General features: G+C 46.4%; 14 protein-coding genes. 3 read left to right on the forward strand and 11 right to left on the reverse strand.

Features of this window, described 5'->3' with window-relative positions; all coding sequences use genetic code 11:
* Complete coding sequence (locus tag RA178_RS03940; RefSeq protein WP_306684625.1) at window positions 1-1,464, forward strand: efflux transporter outer membrane subunit; 1,464 nt, start codon at window positions 1-3, stop codon at window positions 1,462-1,464.
* A 145-nt stretch (window positions 1,465-1,609) separates the two neighbouring features.
* Here the strand turns inward: RA178_RS03940 and RA178_RS03945 are convergent, their stop codons facing one another.
* The 10 genes from RA178_RS03945 to RA178_RS03990 form a co-directional block, all read right to left on the reverse strand.
* On the reverse strand, window positions 1,610-2,752 hold the full coding sequence (locus RA178_RS03945) for a site-2 protease family protein (protein ID WP_168826794.1): 1,143 nt from the start codon (window positions 2,750-2,752) through the stop codon (window positions 1,610-1,612).
* 230 nt (window positions 2,753-2,982) lie between these two features.
* Window positions 2,983-3,360, reverse strand: coding sequence for a DUF4144 family protein (locus RA178_RS03950; protein WP_028759298.1), 378 nt, complete (start codon window positions 3,358-3,360; stop codon window positions 2,983-2,985).
* Between the two features lie 233 nt (window positions 3,361-3,593).
* Window positions 3,594-5,282: a flagellar assembly protein A gene (locus RA178_RS03955; RefSeq protein WP_306684627.1), complete on the reverse strand. Its 1,689-nt coding sequence runs from the start codon at window positions 5,280-5,282 to the stop codon at window positions 3,594-3,596.
* Between the two features lie 479 nt (window positions 5,283-5,761).
* Window positions 5,762-6,805, reverse strand: coding sequence for a methyltransferase (locus RA178_RS03960; protein WP_105251493.1), 1,044 nt, complete (start codon window positions 6,803-6,805; stop codon window positions 5,762-5,764).
* A gap of 184 nt (window positions 6,806-6,989) precedes the next feature.
* On the reverse strand, window positions 6,990-8,312 hold the full coding sequence (locus RA178_RS03965; RefSeq protein WP_306684629.1) for an alkaline phosphatase: 1,323 nt from the start codon (window positions 8,310-8,312) through the stop codon (window positions 6,990-6,992).
* Between the two features lie 74 nt (window positions 8,313-8,386).
* Window positions 8,387-9,340, reverse strand: a complete 954-nt coding sequence (gene gshB / locus RA178_RS03970; RefSeq protein ID WP_219252129.1) for a glutathione synthase — start codon at window positions 9,338-9,340, stop codon at window positions 8,387-8,389.
* Window positions 9,341-9,433: 93 nt separating this feature from the next.
* Complete coding sequence (gene rsmE, locus RA178_RS03975; RefSeq protein WP_113941550.1) at window positions 9,434-10,165, reverse strand: 16S rRNA (uracil(1498)-N(3))-methyltransferase; 732 nt, start codon at window positions 10,163-10,165, stop codon at window positions 9,434-9,436.
* A gap of 8 nt (window positions 10,166-10,173) precedes the next feature.
* Window positions 10,174-10,950, reverse strand: a complete 777-nt coding sequence (endA, locus tag RA178_RS03980; protein ID WP_168826806.1) for an endonuclease EndA — start codon at window positions 10,948-10,950, stop codon at window positions 10,174-10,176.
* A gap of 129 nt (window positions 10,951-11,079) precedes the next feature.
* Window positions 11,080-11,739, reverse strand: a complete 660-nt coding sequence (locus RA178_RS03985) for a SprT family zinc-dependent metalloprotease (RefSeq protein WP_306684631.1) — start codon at window positions 11,737-11,739, stop codon at window positions 11,080-11,082.
* A 158-nt stretch (window positions 11,740-11,897) separates the two neighbouring features.
* Window positions 11,898-13,052, reverse strand: a complete 1,155-nt coding sequence (locus RA178_RS03990; RefSeq protein WP_306684632.1) for a PA0049 C-terminal domain-containing protein — start codon at window positions 13,050-13,052, stop codon at window positions 11,898-11,900.
* A gap of 329 nt (window positions 13,053-13,381) precedes the next feature.
* Between RA178_RS03990 and blaOXA the strand changes: the two genes are divergently transcribed.
* Complete coding sequence (gene blaOXA / locus RA178_RS03995; RefSeq protein ID WP_306684633.1) at window positions 13,382-14,206, forward strand: class D beta-lactamase; 825 nt, start codon at window positions 13,382-13,384, stop codon at window positions 14,204-14,206.
* A 164-nt stretch (window positions 14,207-14,370) separates the two neighbouring features.
* On the opposite strand, the gene RA178_RS04000 is transcribed toward blaOXA, so the two are convergent.
* The gene (locus RA178_RS04000; RefSeq protein ID WP_105251501.1) at window positions 14,371-15,282 is read right to left on the reverse strand and encodes a LysR family transcriptional regulator; all 912 of its coding nucleotides are present in this window, start codon (window positions 15,280-15,282) and stop codon (window positions 14,371-14,373) included.
* Window positions 15,283-15,403: 121 nt separating this feature from the next.
* Between RA178_RS04000 and RA178_RS04005 the strand changes: the two genes are divergently transcribed.
* Window positions 15,404-19,957: an ATP-binding protein gene (locus RA178_RS04005; protein WP_105251502.1), complete on the forward strand. Its 4,554-nt coding sequence runs from the start codon at window positions 15,404-15,406 to the stop codon at window positions 19,955-19,957.
* The last annotated feature ends 306 nt before the right edge of the window (window positions 19,958-20,263 follow it).

A 20,263-nucleotide genomic window follows, 5' to 3' on the forward strand; every position in this document is an offset into this window, starting at 1 on the left:
ATGAATAATAAACTATTTAATCGAATTTTTTCGCCTCGTAGCTGTGCTATTGCTGTTTGCACGGCTTTGGGATCAGCTCTGTGCATAGCACTACTGAGTGGTTGTGGCAGTGTTATGCGTTCAGACTTTGAACCGCCTGCATTAGCTATTCCCGAACAGTGGCAAAACACCACAGTGAACGAGCAAGTGAGAGTTGATCCTTGGTGGCAGCAGTTTCATCAGCCCGAGCTCGATAAGCTGGTCAGCCAAGTATTGAGCACTAACAATGACTTAACCCTAGCGACCTTAACGCTGCGTAAGGCACGCTTGCAGGCAGGACTAACGCGGGATGATCTATACCCACAGTTATCGGCAAACCTTGACGCTTCCCGTAATCAGCCACTTGAGGGTGGCGATGCGACTAAGAGTTATCAAGCGAAATTGTCCGTGAGTTATGAGGTGGACTTGTGGGGCAAAGTGTCGGCCAATATCGACCAAGCTCAATGGGCTGCGCTGGCGAGCGCCGAAGATAGAGAAAGTACCACCCAAAGCCTAGTGGCGACCACCGCATCCTTGTATTGGCAGATAGGTTATTTAAATCAACGGATTGATTTAAGCCAAAAGAGTATCGAGTACAGTCAGCAAACGTTGGCATTAACCCAAAGGCAGTATGATTCTGGGGCCGTGACGCAAGTGAATGTGCTTGAAGCTCAGCGCAGTATGGCGGGACAAGAGGCCGCCCATAGCCAGCTTATTCAGCAATTAACTGTGGCTAAAAACGCCCTCGCGATATTACTCAATCAAGCGCCAGCCGCTGATCCAGTGCAGAGTTTAGCCTCTGGGGAGACTTGGGTTGAGATTAAGCAACTCCCCGACGTAGCAGTACCTGATGTTAGCGTGGGTGTACCCGCAGATTTGTTAGTGAGACGCCCAGATGTGAAGGCCTCCTTGTATCAACTGCGCTCCGCCTTGGCGAGTAAAGATGCGACCTATGCGAGTTATTTCCCAAGCCTGAGTTTAACCGGCGGTGTTGGGGAGTCGACCTCTGAGTTAAAAGAGTTGTTACGCAATCCCGTTGGCAGTTTAGGCGCAGGGCTAGTCTTGCCCTTTTTGCAGTGGAATCAAATGCAAATCAATAATGACATTGCCGATATCGATTATCAAACCGCAGTGGTGAATTATCGCAAGACGCTTTATTCCGCCTTTGAAGATGTCGATAACGCGATTTCGGCTAAGCAGCAATATCGCTATCAAGGGGAGAAGTTGGCGCAGCAATTCAGTGCAGCGGCGGCCGTTGAAGCCATTTATGAGAGCCAGTACCGCAATGGCGCTATCGGTATTCAGAATTGGATTGATGCCCAAGAGAATCGTCGCAGCGCCGAGGCGGCTTTACTCGAGAATCGCTATAACCAACTCACCGCCCAAGCGACGCTTTATCAAGCCCTTGGCGGCAGCGATATCGCTCCGCCTTTGGCAAAGGAATAGCGCATTTTTGTAAAAGCATCACAGCGCGACAGAAAAATAAAAAACCGCTATTAATAGCGGTTTTTTGTATTGCATCACTCTGGACAAGTGCAAGTGTAAGCACTCGTGCTAGTGCCTTTGCGCTGCGTTTAGCCGTTAAGCAGAATTAGCTGCGTAATATTTGCAGCGGCAGACTGAGCATATCATCGCCGGTTCCGGCTAAGTGCCAGATGATGCCGACTAAGGCACCAACCGTGAGCAAGTACCAAATAACCGAGAAGATTTGCCCGTATCTGTCTAATGGCAGCAGGTGGCTTTGATGGCGAGTGCGCCACTCGAAGATGATTTCTAAGCTACCGATCAAGAGCAAGAAGCCCAATAGCGCTAAGCCTAAGGTGTAGCTGATATACACACCAAAAGCGGCACCAGCGGCGCAGGCGACCAAGCCCATAATGCTGTTCATCGAAAAGCTGATGCTCTTTAAAATATGGCCGCCATCGAGTGGCAGAATAGGCAATAAATTAAATAGGTTAAGCAGCGCATTAAAGGCGGCAAGGCCAGCAAAAAACACATTGCCCGTTGCGTGGTAAGCAATCAAGGAAGCGATGGACATCAAGAGCCCAAAGGTCGGTCCCATGATAGAAATCACCACATCTTGCCAACGCGTATTAATTTTCTCATCGGAGAGCGCGAGTCCGCCCATAAAGGGAATAAGGTAAATCCCTTTGGTCTTCATCCCAAAATATTTCATTGCGCGAATATGGCCATATTCGTGAAATACCAAACAGGCGATAAGTGCGAGGGCGAATTGGAAGGAGAATAGCCAAGAGTAAGCGGCAACACTGGCGCCCGCTAACACTACCTTTATGACTTTAGCGCTTTTTAACAGCTTAAAGCCGAGGGAGGCGAGTCCTATCATGCTGATTTTTTGCTGTTTAACGATGGGCGTTTCTGGTGTTTGGCGTTCGATATCTTTCTCTGTCCGTCGCCCTTGGTCGATAATCTTGTCATCCATCAGCAAGCAGTAATCGAGGCGGAAAGGCTGCCAAACGAGATCGGTTTCGAGGCGAACTTGGATTTTAGCTTCTGTTATGGCGATGGCTTGCTCACCACTTTCTGTCACCAATGGGCTGCTGTGGTGGGTGAGCTCAAAGACATGGACTTTAAGGCCGCCATTATCGACGGAAGCTTCTTTTTGTGAGACTAAGGTGTTGTCCCAGTAGAGTTGTTGCCAGCCCGCGAGCGAGCCTTCTAAGCGCAGTTGTTTGCCTAAGCAGTCAATCTTAAGTAGTTCCAATTTCGGTTCCATCTGTTTGTATATTTAGTGCCAACTTAAACGTCATCCCTTGAGTCGACGCAGAAAACGGTTATTTTGGAGTGCATCTTAAGCGCTTTACCGTCTGGCTTAGCGCTGTTACACCGTGGCAAATTATGCCTGTGAATTGATTATGAGGATATTAGCTTTTAAGGTCATGTTGTTTTTATTGATTAACTGAGTCATTGATAGCCATTTATTATGGCTTATCATGTGTTTGCTGTTTATTCATCGAGGGTACGAACAATTTCGATTCCTTGGGCAATTGTCGTGAAAGCCAGTTTAGCAACACAACATTGTCCTAGTGCTTGGGCATGATTTTGAACCCATTTGATAAATTCATTGAGTGGCAAATCCTGTTTTTGGCGCAGTAATCGAGGTAATTCGCCAACAGGATCTTCATGGATTTTTTGTGGACAGGCACTGATAAGGTATCGCTGCCCTTTGGAGTCTAATAATTGATCGGTTTCGATGAAGTGATGCTGATAGAGACAGGCCAGTTCGAGCCAATCTCTTTGATGTTCTAGGTAAAGTAATTCGTCATTTTGAGTCAGTTTTACAATCGCTGGCCATTCAATACTCGACATCTTAACGCTAGTCATTTCAGATCCTTAGGAAGTTTAAAATGGGCTCTGAGGTATTCTCTGAGATCAATCGGCGGCAGTAGACAAGGATTAGGATTTAGCAAGAAGGTGACTTGGCATACTGCTGCGTGCGTTTATCTGAGAGCAGTATGCCACGCTTGGAGAAGATAGATAGAGGCCAGAACGAGTTCAGAGGTTTGGCTGCCGAGCGAAAGCCGCCTCAGCACTGGCGTTAAGGACCCTAGTGAACCTTATATGCTCGGTGCAGCTTTGGCTTTGGCGTTATAGTCAAAGTTAATCTCTTGATTAACATTGGCAATACAACAAGTGCCGTGTTCACGTGCCGTACGGTGATTTGCTGGACCTATATGCAGCTCAACGTTAAGGAATACGTGTTTAAGCACTTCGATGCGGTATTTTTCGTAGTAGCCTTCGACTTCTTGTTTAAAGGTATCGAATTCAAGCTCTTCACGGGTACGTTCGTCCATGATGCGATTTTTTTCATCAAGCATCATCTTTATTTGCTCAATCATAACCGCGTCAGCTTGCCATTCTGACTTGGGGGGCAGTTTATTGAGGCGAGCCTCGATATCTAAACTGGCGACGACCATAGCTTTAACGCTCTCATCGAGTAGCTTGAGATCTTGCTTGAGTTCAGCCTGTCCCATTGCGCAGTAAACGTCAGTTTTAGTCCCTGCCGTTGCACCTATGACAACCGCCGTGATGCCTTTTTCAGCGTGTGCGACTCCACCAACCAGATCGCCACGACGACCGCTAGGATCGCTGACCGTTAAACTGCCGGCGGTTTTGGTATTACTGTGCAGTAACTGTTTAGTGACTAAGATATTTCCTTTGGCAACTAATTGAGAATATTGCACAAATTGGGCGCTGATCTGCCCTTGAGAATAGATATTGGTAGAGTATTCATTGGCTTTAATCTGGCGGCCAATGATGCCTTTACTCACAGTGACATCGCCTTCTGCTTCAAGGGTGGCGGAGTCCACAAACCCCATCACGGTAATATCGCCTGAGCTTTTAACTATCATGCCCTCGTGGACATCACCTGTGATTAAAATACTGCCCTTGAAGGTAACATGGCCTGTGCTGATGTCGACATCTTTAAGTTGCAGTACATCATCGACATTCATACCTGTACGGGTTTCGACGGGTTGCCCCGGCACTGTGGCGATCAGCTTATTGGGATCTTTGGGATGAAAAGCTGTGCCTGTTCCCACTTGAAGCACGGCATCCTTACCTGGTTTTTGTTTAAGGACTTCGCCCTTGATGTTGTAGCCCGGAGTGCCTTCGGTGGCTAAATGTTTAACCATCAAGAGATCATTGGCTTTAACAACGATCATTGCGCCTAAATTGCGCATATCGACACTGCCATCTTCGCGCTCTTGTGGCTGAAGCAAGCGCTCCCGCGCAAGGAATACTTTGCGTTCTAATACCGCATTGAGTCCATTTACAGGGGCTTTGCCTTGGGCTATTTCACTTTGGCAGATTTCCCCTGGCTTGAGTGTGCTGAGTTGCTTTAGTAGAGCTTGAATTTTGAGTTTGCTTAGCCCCATGCAGACGTTGTTTTTTTTGAGATGAGTGAGGATCTCTGGCAAATCTATCTGTTTACCACCCCATGCTGCGGTAAGTTTAAGACTGGCTTGCATTTTATCGGGACTAATCTCGATAGCTATGCTGCCATCGCGACGTTCGGCCAAAGTAGTATAGAGCTCAAATTTTCCATCGTCTTGATTACAAAGAGAGTTGATTTTAGCGACGGTTTTAGTAATGGCTGGTTCTAGCGGAAACAGGGCGGCGAATTCAGGTAAAGACAACAGGCGCATTATGTCTTCATGGGTGACTGGACCATGGACATTAGGGATCAGGCGCAATTCAGCTTTTGTCTTATCGCTGTTTAGCTCTATGAGTTCAGGGTCCAGCATAGGGGCATTCCTAGTAATTGCGTTTTATTCTTGTTAAGAAGCTGTTTTGAGTATAACAGTAGAAACTTAGGGTAAAGAAGCCTTTTTGGCTGCAAAATCAGCAAATGTTGTCATTTTGTTGTTAATGGTCTATGAGTGAATTTTAAAATAGTTTTTTATAAAAAATTGAGTCTTATAATCAGTGTTATCTCTGGTTTTATAACAAAAATTACTGAATAAACCACAACTTATATTGATTTTAGGTTTAACCATTATTTTGATGTTTTAAATCGAATCCCTATGTTAGGAACGGCTGTTGAGTGACTATAAGTGGGGGATTGTCAGAATTGCGGGCATGCGGCAGATCACAATATTGAATTTTGTAACAAAATGAAAGGGAGGTTTTATCTGAAAACAAACAGGGATTGGGATAAGAGTGAGTGGCTGGGTTGCCAATAACGCGCTTCAGCGAAAGCATCTGCGCGTTATTAATCAAACATCTATTTGTGCTGGAAGTAATACAACTTGTACTTGTTGTTATCGGCAACCACTTTCAATTGGCCAAATTCGGCGGCGATAATATCGGAATAGGGCAGGTGGCGATTGGCGACTATTTGCCAAATACCATTATGTTGTAATTGCTTAGCACTATCGGTGACAAAGTTCTGCGCTATGCTGGTGGTGCTGGCGAGGCCATCATGAAACGGCGGATTAGAGATAATGCCGTTAAATTTTCCTGTGGTTTGCGTGAGCCCATCGGATGGATACACTTTGGCTGTCATGCCATTGGCCGCGAGGGTGAGTTCGCAAGAAGCTAACGCCATGGCATTAATATCAACGCATTCTAGGGATAGACTCGGTTGTGCTTTTAGTAGGGCTGCGGTGATCACGCCAGCGCCGCAACCAAAATCGAGCACTCGACCCGAGAGTGTTGGTAGGTGTGACAATAATAATTCAGTGCCGAGATCTAACCGTTTTTCGCTAAATACCCCGACTAAATTACAGATACTGATCTCGCCTTGCGGCGTTGTGAGTTGATACTGACTGACCCAGTCGCTAAGTTTCATTGCCGGGGCGCTGCCCTCTAAATGGCTACCAAACAGCAGGCAGTGGCGGGCGTTATCGAGCTTCATCCCCGTCGCAAAATACTCAGGCAAGAGTTTAACTAAAGACTTAATGCCGCCTTTGTTTTCCCCAACCACTAATAGTTGGCCGTTAGGCACAAGATGGCTGGCGGCGAGGTTAAACAGATAAGGTGCGAGGGGTTTAGCCTTGGGGAAATAAACGATAACCGTATCGTACTTTTCTGGTTTAATTGGGTCTTGATGTGGCAGTTCGTGGCCGAAGTAGCAACGCAGTTTTGAATTCGCGTGCGGCGCTAAGTGTAAATAATGGTGATAATCCAAGGCGAGGGCATCGACCGAGGCCGCGACATCGAGCAGGGCTTTTGGCAGTAGATCGGCTTCATGATTGAGCACTAACACCTTATGTTGGCTTAGGCTGTCTTGATTACGAATAATGACTTGCGATGGATTAGTTAACACAGTTACAGGCACCTATAAACTTAAGTGTGGGCATTATACCCGTTATTCACGCCCGAGCCAGTTTGCATCGAATCACTGCGCTAAGACCTAATAAAATCCCTAATAAAAAGACCCAATAAAAAAGGCAACTGCATTATGCGGTTGCCTTATGTGATTGCCTTTAATGAAAGGAATCGATTAACGCTTAGCTCTTAGGTTTCTTCGGTTTTGGCAATAAGCTGAAAATCTTATTGGCGATATCAGTATTGTCTTGATGGCCGTTAAACAGCTCAGATGCGGGACCTGCGGCAAACACTTGTACGTCTGTGCCTGTATGGCCGTCGGTTGTCCAACCCGTATCAGTTCGCTTATCAATAACATGGCGAATTGCAACCGCGATGGTTTCTAACCCCTGCATTCTGGCGACCGTTAATGTTGCGATTTCTTCTTCGTTGAGCTCAAAACCTAAACCGCGGGCAAGATCGGCCTGCCATTGTTCACCGCTGATGGCGGCTAAGGCTAATGTGTCGGTACTGGCTGAAATGTTACGTAGGATTTCAGGGTTCCAGTTGTAGTTTCCATCGACGCCAATCGATAGGCCACCGGTGTTATGGTCGGCGGTGATCACCATCAGGGTATCAGGATGTTCACGCACGAATTGCTCAACCACTTCAATGGCATTGGAGAATTCATCCATTTCACCCATGGCTGTGGCAATGTCGTTATTGTGACCCGCCCAGTCGATGAGGCTTCCTTCGACTAACAGTACAAAACCTTGGTCATTCTGCGACAGTAAACTGAGCGCTTTTTGGGTTAAAGTGCTGAGTTTTTTCGCATCTTTTTCATCAATCGCCCAAGGTAATTGGACTTCGGCAAACAAGCCTAGCACTTTAGGTTGGGTGATGCTGGCGAGGTCTTCAAAACGAGTAATATGTTGATAACCCTTGGCTTTAAATTGCGCTAATAGTTCAGGGGTAAAGTATTTTTGACCACCGCCTAAGAATACATCGGCGTTGGTTTCTAGATAGCTGAGTGCTAAGGCGTCGTAGTTTTTACGGCTCTCATTGTGGGCTAAAAAGGCTGCAGGAGTGGCGTGGTTTATCTGGGATGTAACAGCCACACCTGTGCTGAGGCCAAGGGATTTGGCTTTTTCGAGTATCGTCGGCAGCGGTTGCTTTTGGATATCGACCGAGATCGCCCCATTGTAAGATTTAACGCCAGTGGCGAGCGCTGTTGCTGCCGCGGCAGAGTCGGTAACATAACCACTGACACTGGCGGGATAAGTGCTCGCCATCCCTACAAGTAAACGGTCGAATACGGTTTGTTCGACTTCCTCTGTGTCAGGATTATCTTTGTAGTAACGGTAAGCGCTAGTGTAAGACGGTCCCATACCATCACCTATCATGATGACAATGTTTTTGGGACGCGACGGTGCTTTCGTTGGACCTGTTTCTATGTTGGCCCAAGTCGGAGTCGATAGTAATAAACCTATGCCGAGTAACAAGAATGGCGCTTTGGTGAAACTCATATCACATCCCTAGAAAGTGGCTAGGCGCTTGTGATGTCAAAGCGCCTTAAATCAACAAACTCGTTGGTAAATTTTTATGCTTTGGTGTTAATGCGTGCTTCAATAGCATCCATTAACATGCCGGTGATGTCGACATTAAATGCTGCTTGGATCTCACGGATACAAGTTGGACTAGTTACGTTGATCTCAGTCAGCTTGTCACCAATGACATCGAGGCCGACAAAAATCAGTCCACGCTTTTTAAGTTCTGGACCAATGGCGCGGGCAATTGCCCAATCGCTGTCGGATAAAGGTTGAGCCACACCGCTTCCGCCTGCCGCTAAGTTACCACGGGTTTCGCCTTTCATTGGGATACGCGCCAAGGCGTAGGGCACAGGCTCACCATCGACCACTAAAATGCGTTTATCGCCTTTGGTTATCTCAGGGATAAAGGCTTGCGCCATGGCATATTGTTGGCCATAGCTGGTCAAGGTTTCTATGATGACCCCAAGGTTTGGGTCGTCCTGCTTCACGCGGAAAATCGAGGTGCCGCCCATACCATCAAGTGGCTTAAGAATAATATCGCCCTTCGCTTGGTGGAAAGCGCGGATACGTTTGGCATCACGGGTTACGATCGTTTCTGGCGTGAATTCGCTAAACCATGCGGTAAACAGTTTCTCGTTAGCATCACGTAAGCTTTGCGGCTTGTTAACGATCAACACGCCTTGTTCTTCGGCGCGTTCAAGCATGTAAGTTGCGTAGATAAACTCAGTATCGAATGGCGGGTCCTTACGCATTAAGATCACGTCGAGTTCGCTCATCGGCGTGTCTGTAGCTTCGCCGAGTTCAAACCATTTGCTCGCATCATTGAAAACAGTTAACGGACGCATATTGGCCATAGCCACACCGTTGACCATAGCAAGATCGGCCATTTCCATATAAAACAGCTGATAACCTCTTTCCTGCGCGGCCATTAACATGGCAAAACTGGAGTCTTTCTTAATGTTGATCTCACTGATGGGGTCCATCACTATGCCGAGTTTTATCATTAATCTGTTCCTTATTTGTCGCCGTTTGCAGGCAAAAAAGCATTTATTGGATAATGGGGTGCCATACCACCGCTGTGTGCGGTTGTGGACGGTCTAGCCTAAATCACCAAATCTGAGTTGCAGTGCCGTAATGGCGGTGAGCGAGGCGGTTTCGGTGCGTAGCACTCTGGGGCCAAGCAACACATCGGTAAACTGATAGGTTTCTGTCATGGCGATTTCTTCCGCCGACAAACCGCCTTCTGGGCCAATTAATAGTCGCACGCGGGTATGGGCTAAATCTAAGCCATTGATACCGTGTGCGGCACGTGGATGCAAATTGAGTTTAAGCGCCGAGGTCGGCTCACTGCACCAATCGTGCAAGTCCATCGCTGGGCGAACCATGGGCACTTGGCTGCGTCCCGATTGCTCACAGGCGCTCACGACGATCTTCTGCCATTGCTGAATTTTTTTCTCTAGGCGTTCACCGTTGAGTTTCACACCGCAGCGATCTGAAAACAGCGGCGTAATCGTATTTACGCCAAGCTCGACCGATTTTTGAATGGTGAACTCCATTCTATCGCCACGGGAAATCACTTGGCCTAAGTGCAAGTTGAGTGGTGACTCAGATAAATTGGCCTCACAGGAGAGCAGTTTTACTGTGACATGCTTCTTACCTGCGTCAACAATTTCAGCAAGATAATCATTGCCATCGCCATTAAATAGACTGATATGTTCGCCGTTGCCCATGCGTAGCACCTTGCCGATATGGGCCGCGCCATCTTCGTCTAAGTTCAACTGTTGATTGATGGCTAATGGCTGAGGTTGATAAATTCTTGGGACTCTCATTGTCGACCTTATTCGGCTAATTGTTGACGCTGTGGTGGCGCATTACAGGCATTCTGCACAAAGGGGTTATGGTTACCTTGGGTTTGCGCTATGGCGTTATCACGTTTGCACTCAATAGTATCAACTGGATAGGTTTTATCCCATGCCTTAAACAATTTTAATTGGCTTGAGGCGATTTTAAGACCATAGGTCTGCTGCATATAGAGGTAGGTTCTGGCTATCTTACCGCGGGTATTCGCGGGAGGTTGTGCTTGACGATTCTTAAAGTCGACTACCATAGCACATTGGCCATATTGGTCGGCCTTACCGTTCCATTGGCTAAATCGGAAGTTGCTGCGATCGCCATTGACCTCACCAATTGCGGGCACCAAATTATGCATGTCCGATTCCATCTTATTAAATTCATTACTGTTATCGGCACAGTTTTTACGGCCACCCTTTTGCCAGCATTGGAGTTGATGGCCAAATTCCCAGGCGGGGACTATGTGTTCCCACTCGATACGGTTGGCGCGGGTTTCCTGTTTACGGACTTGATAACCACAGCTGGCGAGATCGGGTTTCCACGATTTACCTTTGATCTGAATTTCACAGCCACAGTAAAAGCTGACTGCGGGCAGAGTACCTTGGCGACTGCCTGCGTAGAGCGCCTGTGACTTGGTTTTCGCTTGGCTGAAACTGCTGGGATGTGACACTGAGGCACTTGCGGGCACAGATAAGGTCGCCGCCCAAGTGATTAGGCACAACAAAAGTCGCCGTGAATTAACGGTTAAAGAAGCTTTGTTCAAAATTTATCCCAAAATAACAAACACTACGCGAGCCTTTGGCTCATCTTTTATGGCGTGATGGTAAGGGAAATATCGCTGTTTATGCAAATTGAGTCGTACTTAGGTGGGAGTTTTGTTTGCTGAAAGTCGCTAGATCGCAGTTAAATGGGTCTTACAGCGTTTACAGATATAACGACTTTCACCACGCAGCACCTTGTTATGGCGGCGAATACTCAGTCGAATCGGTCCACAGGCGCAGCGATACTCAACATCGCGACTCGTAACTGAAGTGGTATTAAAGCTATGTGTGGTACTCGGATTGACCTTAAATACCGTTAACATCAAAGATTGCCATTCTTTACCGTGGGGCTTGGTTTTGCCAAAAAGCTGAAAACACAGTAAATGACAAATTTCGTGGGGGACGACCTCAGTCAGAAATGCCTCGCTGTTTTCGCGTAGCAATACAGGATTGAATCGCAAGCGATTCTGTTGCAGATGAGCCGTACCCGCACTCTTACCCCTTAGACTAAATTGAGTGACTGGGCGTGGGAAAGTGCGCTTAAGCGATATCTCGGCCTCTTGATAACAGGCTTCAATTCGCTCTAGTACTTGAATTTGTAGTGATGAGAGTGGGCGTGACGAACCAGTGAAAATATGCGCCTGAGCCGGATTGGGTGCTGGTGAACTCGTTATCACCTGCGACTTATCTTGGCTTTGGCCTAAGGCTGCGTACGTCGACCTTGACAGTGGTGCAAGTGCTTCACTGCTGCGACGGCGTAAGGCATTGAGTAAGTCAGCGGGTTTCAGCATAGGGTTAGCGTTGGATCTCGTCGGTTAAAGATAAAATTGAGTGCTTAAAACTTATCGGTGATTAAGCTTGCCTAAGCGTTTACATCATAAGCGTTCGCATCATAGCGAACGCTATCTGACAATACTAGTTTCAGCCTGTTTCAGGAAATGTGACTTGGCTATAAACTCGCTGCCGCCTGCATCACCATAGTGCGTACTTGTTCGACTATGGCTTGCTCAGTATCTGCGTCATAGCCTTTGACTCTTGGTGTGTGAATGTGGCCGATCTTGGTATGGCTATTAAACTTTTGCTGCAAGACTATGGCGCGATAGGAGATTTCATTAGAGAGATAACCGCCGCCTGAACCTTCGACTGAGGTTTCGTTTTGCAGTTCGTTTAATGATGTTGCACTAAATTCGCCGCGGGCAAGGGTAGTGACAGTATGGTTATCATTGACTTTCCATTGACCATCTTTGACTTGCATAGCCGAAACAGGCAGTGAAAATTCCACAAATTCGGGGCCGATAAAATCTTTACCATTAAGCTTTGGGGCAACGGGCGCGGTTTTAGTGCCGCCAGTGAGTACGTTTTGGTTATCGGGCGCCGCTGCGCTGCGATTTCGCCCAGGGAAACGTTCGATATCAAAATCAGTTCGGCCCATGCTAACGGTGAACACAAATTGTGTTTTAAGATCGCGATAAATCGGGCTCAATAGCGACTCGATAAGTCCTTGATCAAAATCTGCAAAACGTACTGGCACCATAGCGGTTTCTATTTGCGCCGTTTTACCATTAATTTCAAAGCGAAAACCATCCAAGGCGAGGGCGACTAGACCGGAAGGATTACTCTGGGTGATATCTTTGTCGAGGAAGAAAGGATCGAAACCCGTGAGGAATATTTTGATTTGGACATCATCACTATATTGAATATCGCTAAAACCCCGTGAGGCTTTTTCAACCGCACTCATTAATATGTCTTGTTGCCAATCGGCCATTTTAAAGTTGGCACTGGTGGTTTTTAGACTATTAAGCATGGCAAGGCGAGCCCAGTATAAAGGTCGGTCGTCAAAATGCCCTGACTGCACATCGCGGACAGCTTGTTGCCACAATCTGTGTCCTTGGCGCGCCGCTAATTGGGTGGCGTCAACTTCGTTTTTCTTTGAGCTCAGCTGAGCCAGACCATCGTCAAGAGCTTGATAGCGAGTGGCTACGTCGCCTATGGTTTTTTCGGCTGTTGGTAGGCGGGAAACTTCAACATCACCAAATAACTGCACGGCACTGGCTGTAGTCATTAAGCTGGTGGTGAGGATGAGTGTTAACACTGGCTTTAACATGTTTGGCTTCCCTGTAGTGATTAGACGTTATTCATTGGAAATAATGATTATTTTTTCGTACGGATAGGCTTTTATGCCAAAAAGTATGCACTACAAGCTGAGGGTAATAAAGTTAAGCTCAGTGATCTTCGTCATCTTATGCCAATATCTTCTATCACAAATCATATGGCGCTAGCATTAATCCATCTGCAACAGTGCAATAGGGTCTAGTTTGCCTCTTTTTTGCCACAATTGGTCAGCAGTTTGCTAGGGCTTGCCAAAACCCTAAGTGATAGCCTTAATCACTTTTTTAGTTCATTGGATTGTTTGTTTTTCTACAAGGAGACTTTATGCGTTTGTTCACCATATCGGCTGTGCTGGTGATGTCGTCTATTTTAGTGTCGTCAAGCTTAGTGGCGCCGACTTTTGCATCTACTACAGCTGAGGAGTGGCAAGAAACCCGCAGTTGGGATGCTAGTTTTACTCAGCACCAAACTAAAGGCGTAGTGGTGTTATGGAATGAAAACAAGCAACAGGGATTCACTAATAATCTTAAACGTGCCAATCAAGGTTTTTTACCTGCATCGACGTTTAAAATTCCTAACAGTTTGATCGCGCTAGAGCTTGGCGTGGTAAAGGATGAGCATCAAGTCTTTAAGTGGGATGGTAAAAGTCGAGATATCGCAACTTGGAATCGTGATCATAATCTTATTACTGCAATGAAGTATTCGGTTGTGCCTGTCTACCAAGAGTTTGCTCGCCAAATTGGTGAGGCGCGTATGTCGAAGATGATCGCCTCGTTTGATTATGGTAATGAGGATATTTCGGGAAATTTGGATAGCTTTTGGTTAGATGGTGGCATACGAATTTCGGCTACGGAGCAAATCGATTTCCTGCGTAAGCTTTATCACAACAAGATACACGCTTCTGAGCGCAGTTTACGTATTGTTAAGCAAGCCATGCTGACTGAAGCGAATTCTGACTATATTATCCGTGCGAAAACCGGTTATGCAGTCAGAGCAGAACCAAGCATTGGCTGGTGGGTAGGTTGGGTTGAACTCGATGATAATGTATGGTTTTTTGCGATGAATATGGATATTCCCGACGCCGCAGGTTTACCATTGCGTCAAGCCATTACTAAGGAAATCTTAAAACGGGAACGCGTTATTCCTTAGCCTATGCTAGGTCGCGTAAGCATAGCGTATCTAAACCTTGCGAGAATTGTGTATGAAGCTGCCTACTTAGCTGACATCAATCGTGATACTGAAAGCCTAGACTCAGATCTAGGCTTTTTTATTGGGTTTTCTTGAAACAGGCTTCCTTGATGCGACGGGAAACGTTAACCCATTAGGGATTGCAGGCTTTCTTGGCTGCTGAAGCGTTTTACAAAGAAATCTAAGAAGACACTGATGTTGGTGGCCAGTTGGCGTCTGCTCGAATAAACCCCATAAACCTTAAAAGGTTCAATCGGCCATTCCTGTAAAATCGGTACTAGCTGTCCATTAGCAAGTTCGGTTTTACAGGCTGAATTGGATAACATGGCGATGCCAAAATCATCTATGGCTAATTGCTTCACCATTATCGGGCTGTTGACCCTCACTTTACGCTGAAAGTTCGCCATGGTTTTACGCGAACCTTTACCCAATGGCCAAATTGGTGCTGAGCGAGAAGTCCCCAATAAAATCCCACTGTGCAGGCTGAGTTCCTTTGGGGTCGCGGGTGTGCCTTTGAGTTTTAAGTATGCAGGGCTTGCCACTAAAATTGGCTGGCGTTCAAACAGTAATCTTGCGACTAAGTCCGACGATTGAAGTGGACCATATTTGATGGCTATGTCATATCCTTCACCGACTAAACCAATATCGTTGTCGGTAAACTGGACATCCAATTCAACATTGGGATATAAACGCATAAATCCGCTACAGAGGTTAGCGATAAGTTCTTGGCTAAATGACACTGGGATTGCAATGCGTAATGATCCTGACACATCATCGTGAGTATTCTCGATAACTGCCTTGGCCGCTTCTACCTCATTGCGAATCGAATCACAGTGTTGATAAAAGAGTGCCCCGATTTGGGTCAAACTCAAATTACGGGTGTCGCGCTGTAGTAATCGCACGCCAAGTTGTTCTTCTAGCTGCGCGATTTTGCGACTTATGGTGGATTTTGGGTGGCCGGTTTCACGTGCAGCTTGGGAGAATCCCTTCGCTCTAACTACGGCTGCAAATAGCATCATACCGTTTAAATCTGGCATGTTATTCCCACTGTCTCATATTTGGAACAAAGCGTCCTATGCAGTTTAATGGCATTTGACGGGATAACAAAGTTATATTTATTGGCTAAAAATTTTCAGAGGCTAAGCAGAGGATCTTTTGATGACCAGCAATAATCAGCCCAAACACATGACTCAAGCCCAAACGCCCGATCCGCTTTTTTTACAGGCCGAGCATTTGGCAAAAGATTTTTCTCTGTTTCCTAAGCACAGTAAACAGAGTTTATCGGAAGAAATTAAAGGTCTTTTAAATGAGGATGCTATTCAAGCAAACTTAAAAGACTTGGCATCTTTAGATGTCGACGGTTACGTTGCTAAAGTGATCCAGCCGACCCAAGATAAAGGTCGTCCTGGTGCAAAACGTATTATTGCCGATCTTAAAGGTCGTTTGATTACGGAAACTCACTTGGGCTCTTTTTACAGTGCTGAGGTCGAGCTGAACTTTGGTTCACGCACTCGTCGTATTGGCTTTATTGCCCAAGAACGCACTACCGCTAACGGTGCTTGGATGCCTGAGCATCATTACGCCGCTTGTAAAGCAATTCGTCATTTCGCCGAATTGTCTATGCCTATTATCTATTTAATTGATACCCCAGGGGCGGATGCTGGCGAAATCGCTAACAGCCAAAACCAAGCGCATTCAATTTCTAAAGCCATCGCAGAAAGTGCCAACGTTGACGTACCGACAGTCGGTATCGTAATTGGTGCTGGTTATTCTGGTGGCGCAATTCCATTAGCGGCGGCGAACATTCTGTTGTCGTTGCGTGACGGTATTTTCAACACGATCCAGCCACAAGGTCTGCAAAGTATTGCCCGTAAGTACAACTTATCTTGGCAAGAATGTGCGAAATCTGTGGGTGTATCACCAGAAGAGCTTTATACCTCAGGTTGTATCGACGGTATCATCGACTTTTCACCAGGCGATCGCGACGAGCGTCAGCACAATCTGCGCCGCGCTATTATTAGCAGCGTAGAAGCGGTTGAGCGTGCAGCGATGAATTTTGTGCGTGAATCTAAAGATTTACGTGAGCATTATGATCGCAGTTTAACTCGTTTCCTTAATCCATCTAAAAACTTGATGGCTTTGGAACTGAATGCAGAATTGGCTGTGGCAACGAGCCCGACCAGTCACCATAACTTGTTCGGTAGCGCCTATCGCTATTTGCGTTATTTAACGCTACGTAGCCGTATCCATTCTATTTCTCAAGAGCAATATGGTCGTCTGTCACGTGCTAGCGTGCCAGAAGGTGATCTGTTGGCACGTATTCAACAGGAACAAGACCGTGTGTTCCAAGCTTGGTTGTCTAACCCTGACAAGCTAGTTTATGACGAAGATTTGAATAAATTATGGACCAACTTTGTCGCTAAACGTGACGAAGTCTCGACCGAGCGTAACATGCTGACACGTTTGATTTTGGGTGAGCCAAAAGAGAACTATAAAAAAGCACGTAAGGCGCTGTTATTCAACATCAGTTGGTCTTTGTATCATCGCTGGAAGAGCAATGCGGCTAATAACTTCAAAGGGCTCATTCAGCACTTAGAAAGTTTACCAAAGTCTGTGACTCAAGCTAAATGGCCTGAGCTGAATCAGCTGACTGTGCTTGATGTGGTGGTAAATGAAGAACTGCGTGAAGACTTTATTTGGCAATGCCATAACATTCTGATCTTCAATGCCTTGTATGACAACGTTGTGGGCAGCTTAGCGTCAATCGCTAAAGAAGCCATGATGTCGAAGAGTTTGTCACGTAACTCAGTGAACAACCTGTTGCACAAGTCAATTGACCATGCATTGTCGACGCAAGATACCTCGAACGACAAAGCTAAGTTCTATAAGTGGCTCAAGTATTTTATGGGTCAATCGAACCGCGCCGATTTGTTGGTGCGAGTAGAGCAGTGGAAGAGTGTGGGTTTCCCACAACTTAACGACAGTCTATTCGTGGTACTGACTTACTTCTTCGAGCGTTTACTGCCTGAGTATTTCGATAGTGAAAGCGATACCAGCAAGTACACTGGCGCGATCAACCCTGTGCGTATCGGTCGTCGTAAGGACTTCTGGAACCGCTTGACCATGGGTTATCAGGATCTATTAATCCAAAAAGTGCTGCGTGACGAAAAACGTAAAGGCAACATGACTTGGGAAAATGTGGTGAAGCAGTTCTTTACCCATTTCGAAGAGATCAACGGCGACAAAATGTCGGCTAACTTGCTCAACTTCCCAGGCTTCCGTTTATCGATTGAAGACGCATTAGATAAAGGCATTCGCCCATGTGGTTTGATCACAGGTATTGCTGACTTTAAAGAAAAAGGTCAAAAAGTGCGTGTGGGTGTGGCTGTGTCTAACACCGCATTCCAAGCGGGTGCATTCGATATGGCCAGTGCTGAGAAATTCTCTGCACTATTAATCGAGTGTGCTAAGCGTAAATTACCCGTTGTGTGCTTTATCAGTTCAGGCGGTATGCAGACTAAAGAAGGCGCCGCGGCGCTATTCTCTATGGCTGTGGTGAACGACCGTATCACGCGGTTTATTCGTGATAACGAATTGCCAGTACTGATGTTTGGTTTTGGTGATTGTACCGGTGGTGCGCAGGCGAGTTTTGTGACTCACCCATTGGTGCAAACTTACTATCTGTCTGGTACTAACATGCCATTCGCAGGTCAAATGGTGGTGCCAGCTTACTTACCATCAACGGCAACGCTTTCTAACTACTTGTCAAAAGTACCTGGCGCAATGGCGGGCTTAGTCCATAACCCATTCAGCGACAATTTAGACTCTCAGTTAGCAGGTATCGATCCTCTGATGCCAATGCCTTCGGCAAAAATTAACGATGTGATCATCAATGCACTGTCGACCTTAGTGGTTGAAGCTACTGTTGAAGAAGAAGTGATCGTGCAGAACGATCCACGTAAGTTAATGAAGCCAATTAACAAAGTATTGGTTCACGCCCGTGGTTGTACAGCAGTAAAACTTATTCGTAAGGCGCATGACAATAATATCAATGTGGTATTAGTGGCGTCTGATCCAGATATGACGTCAGTCCCCGCGGATATGCTTAAAGAAACTGACAAGTTAGTTTGTCTTGGTGGTAACACCTCGGACGAAAGTTACTTGAACGCATACTCAGTGCTGAAAGTGGCCGAATATGAACAGGTTGATGCATTGCATCCTGGTATTGGTTTCCTATCAGAAAGCCCGCAGTTTGCTGCATTGTGTGTGAATAACGGTGTTAACTTCGTCGGTCCTAGCGTGCATTCAATGACGACTATGGGTAACAAGTCGAACGCAATTAAGACATCGCAAGCGCAAAACGTACCTGTTGTGCCTGGTTCGCACGGTATTCTGACCAATGCTGAACAAGCCGTAAACGTGGCGAGCGAAATTGGCTATCCAGTATTGCTTAAAGCGGTACAAGGTGGTGGCGGTAAAGGTATTCAGGTTGTAAAACGTCCTGAAGACATGATTGGTTTATTCCAAAAAACTGCAACCGAAGCAGCTGCAGCCTTTGGTAACGGTGACTTGTACTTAGAGAAATATGTGACATCACTGCGTCACATCGAAGTGCAGTTACTGCGTGATAAGTTCGGCAACGCGAAAGTATTAGGTTTGCGTGACTGTTCGGTTCAACGTAATAACCAAAAAGTGGTCGAAGAATCTGGCTCAACTATGTTGCCGGATGAGCTGAAGCGACAAGTGCTGGCTTATACCCGTGCCTTAGGCGACGCGACCGATTACATGGGCGCAGGTACCGTTGAGTTCATCTATAACTTAGATGCAAACGAAGTCTACTTCATGGAAATGAACACGCGTCTGCAGGTTGAGCATCCTGTTACGGAAGCGACTTCAGGTATTGATATCGTTAGTGCGCAGTTTGATATTGCCGCTGGCCGTTCAATTGCAGCGTTAGAGCCTAAAGAAATTGGTTATGCGATGGAAGTACGTGTGACGGCTGAGAAAGCGGCGCTCGATAGCCATGGCATACTGCAGCTGATTCCTAATCCGGGCAAGATCACTGAGTGTGTGTTCCCAGATCATCCCGATGTGGAAATCATTTCGATTGCTGCGCCAGGTAAAGAAGTATCGCCATACTACGATAGCTTGATTGCGCAAATCATCATGCGCGGTGAAAACCGTGAGGATGTGATTGCCAAACTGTACGAATACTTAGACAGTGTAGTGCTGAAAGGCATCGCGACTAACATTCCGTTGCTCAAGCTGATCTTGAAAGATGGTACTTTCAACGAAGGTGTTTACGATACTAACTATCTGCCACGCTTAATGGCCGAGCTCGATATTCCTGCGTTGATCGCAGAAATGGAAGCTGCCGCTGAAACTGTGGAAGTAGACACTGAATCACTGCGTGTTGGCGAAAGTAACGAACTGAAAGTGTTAGCCCAAGGCGCAGGTATCTTCTATACCTCTTCTGCACCGGGTGAAGCGGACTTCGTGAAAGAAGGTGACATAGTCACCGTTGATCAAACACTAGCACTAACAGAAGCGATGAAGATGTTCTCGCAAGTGACCTTAGCTGGCTTTAACCGCCAGAGTGCGATTCTGTACCCTGAAGATAAGAAGTATCGTATAGAGCGCATCCTGAACAGCAATGGTCAGCAAGTGTCTCAAGGCGACTTACTGTTCGTGGTCTCGCCTGTTGAAGAATAAGCTCAGCGTTTAGCGCCATAGCTGAATGAGACAATACCCGCCATTGGCGGGTATTTTTTGCTTCTAAATTATTGCCACTAAATTTCCTGTCACTAAATATAGGTAAGCAAACATGCCACTCTTAATGTGCATGACGTCTTTGATAAATCAACTTAGCTTTAATAGATAAGCATATCGCTAACAAGTGGCCAATCTCAGCTCTGTGCAATACGACCTGTATCTCTGATTAAGTCGGCAAAGAGTCTCTTTAATCTATCGTTTGCCCATTTATTAGAACAAGCTGCATCAAGAATCCACCTCTGGCCT

Source organism: Shewanella oncorhynchi, assembly GCF_030848765.1.
GTDB lineage: Bacteria > Pseudomonadota > Gammaproteobacteria > Enterobacterales > Shewanellaceae > Shewanella > Shewanella oncorhynchi.

Excerpts from the sequence above, each read along its gene's own strand:
- RA178_RS03985 (WP_306684631.1), bottom strand. The coding sequence starts at position 11,739 with ATGCTGAAACCCGCTGACTTACTCAATGCCTTACGCCGTCGCAGCAGT.
- gshB (WP_219252129.1), bottom strand. The coding sequence starts at position 9,340 with ATGATAAAACTCGGCATAGTGATGGACCCCATCAGTGAGATCAACATT.
- blaOXA (WP_306684633.1), top strand. The coding sequence starts at position 13,382 with ATGCGTTTGTTCACCATATCGGCTGTGCTGGTGATGTCGTCTATTTTA.
- RA178_RS03955 (WP_306684627.1), bottom strand. The coding sequence starts at position 5,282 with ATGCTGGACCCTGAACTCATAGAGCTAAACAGCGATAAGACAAAAGCT.
- RA178_RS04000 (WP_105251501.1), bottom strand. The coding sequence starts at position 15,282 with ATGCCAGATTTAAACGGTATGATGCTATTTGCAGCCGTAGTTAGAGCG.
- RA178_RS03965 (WP_306684629.1), bottom strand. The coding sequence starts at position 8,312 with ATGAGTTTCACCAAAGCGCCATTCTTGTTACTCGGCATAGGTTTATTA.
- RA178_RS03940 (WP_306684625.1), top strand. The coding sequence starts at position 1 with ATGAATAATAAACTATTTAATCGAATTTTTTCGCCTCGTAGCTGTGCT.
- rsmE (WP_113941550.1), bottom strand. The coding sequence starts at position 10,165 with ATGAGAGTCCCAAGAATTTATCAACCTCAGCCATTAGCCATCAATCAA.
- RA178_RS03945 (WP_168826794.1), bottom strand. The coding sequence starts at position 2,752 with ATGGAACCGAAATTGGAACTACTTAAGATTGACTGCTTAGGCAAACAA.
- RA178_RS03990 (WP_306684632.1), bottom strand. The coding sequence starts at position 13,052 with ATGTTAAAGCCAGTGTTAACACTCATCCTCACCACCAGCTTAATGACT.
- RA178_RS04005 (WP_105251502.1), top strand. The coding sequence starts at position 15,404 with ATGACCAGCAATAATCAGCCCAAACACATGACTCAAGCCCAAACGCCC.
- RA178_RS03950 (WP_028759298.1), bottom strand. The coding sequence starts at position 3,360 with ATGACTAGCGTTAAGATGTCGAGTATTGAATGGCCAGCGATTGTAAAA.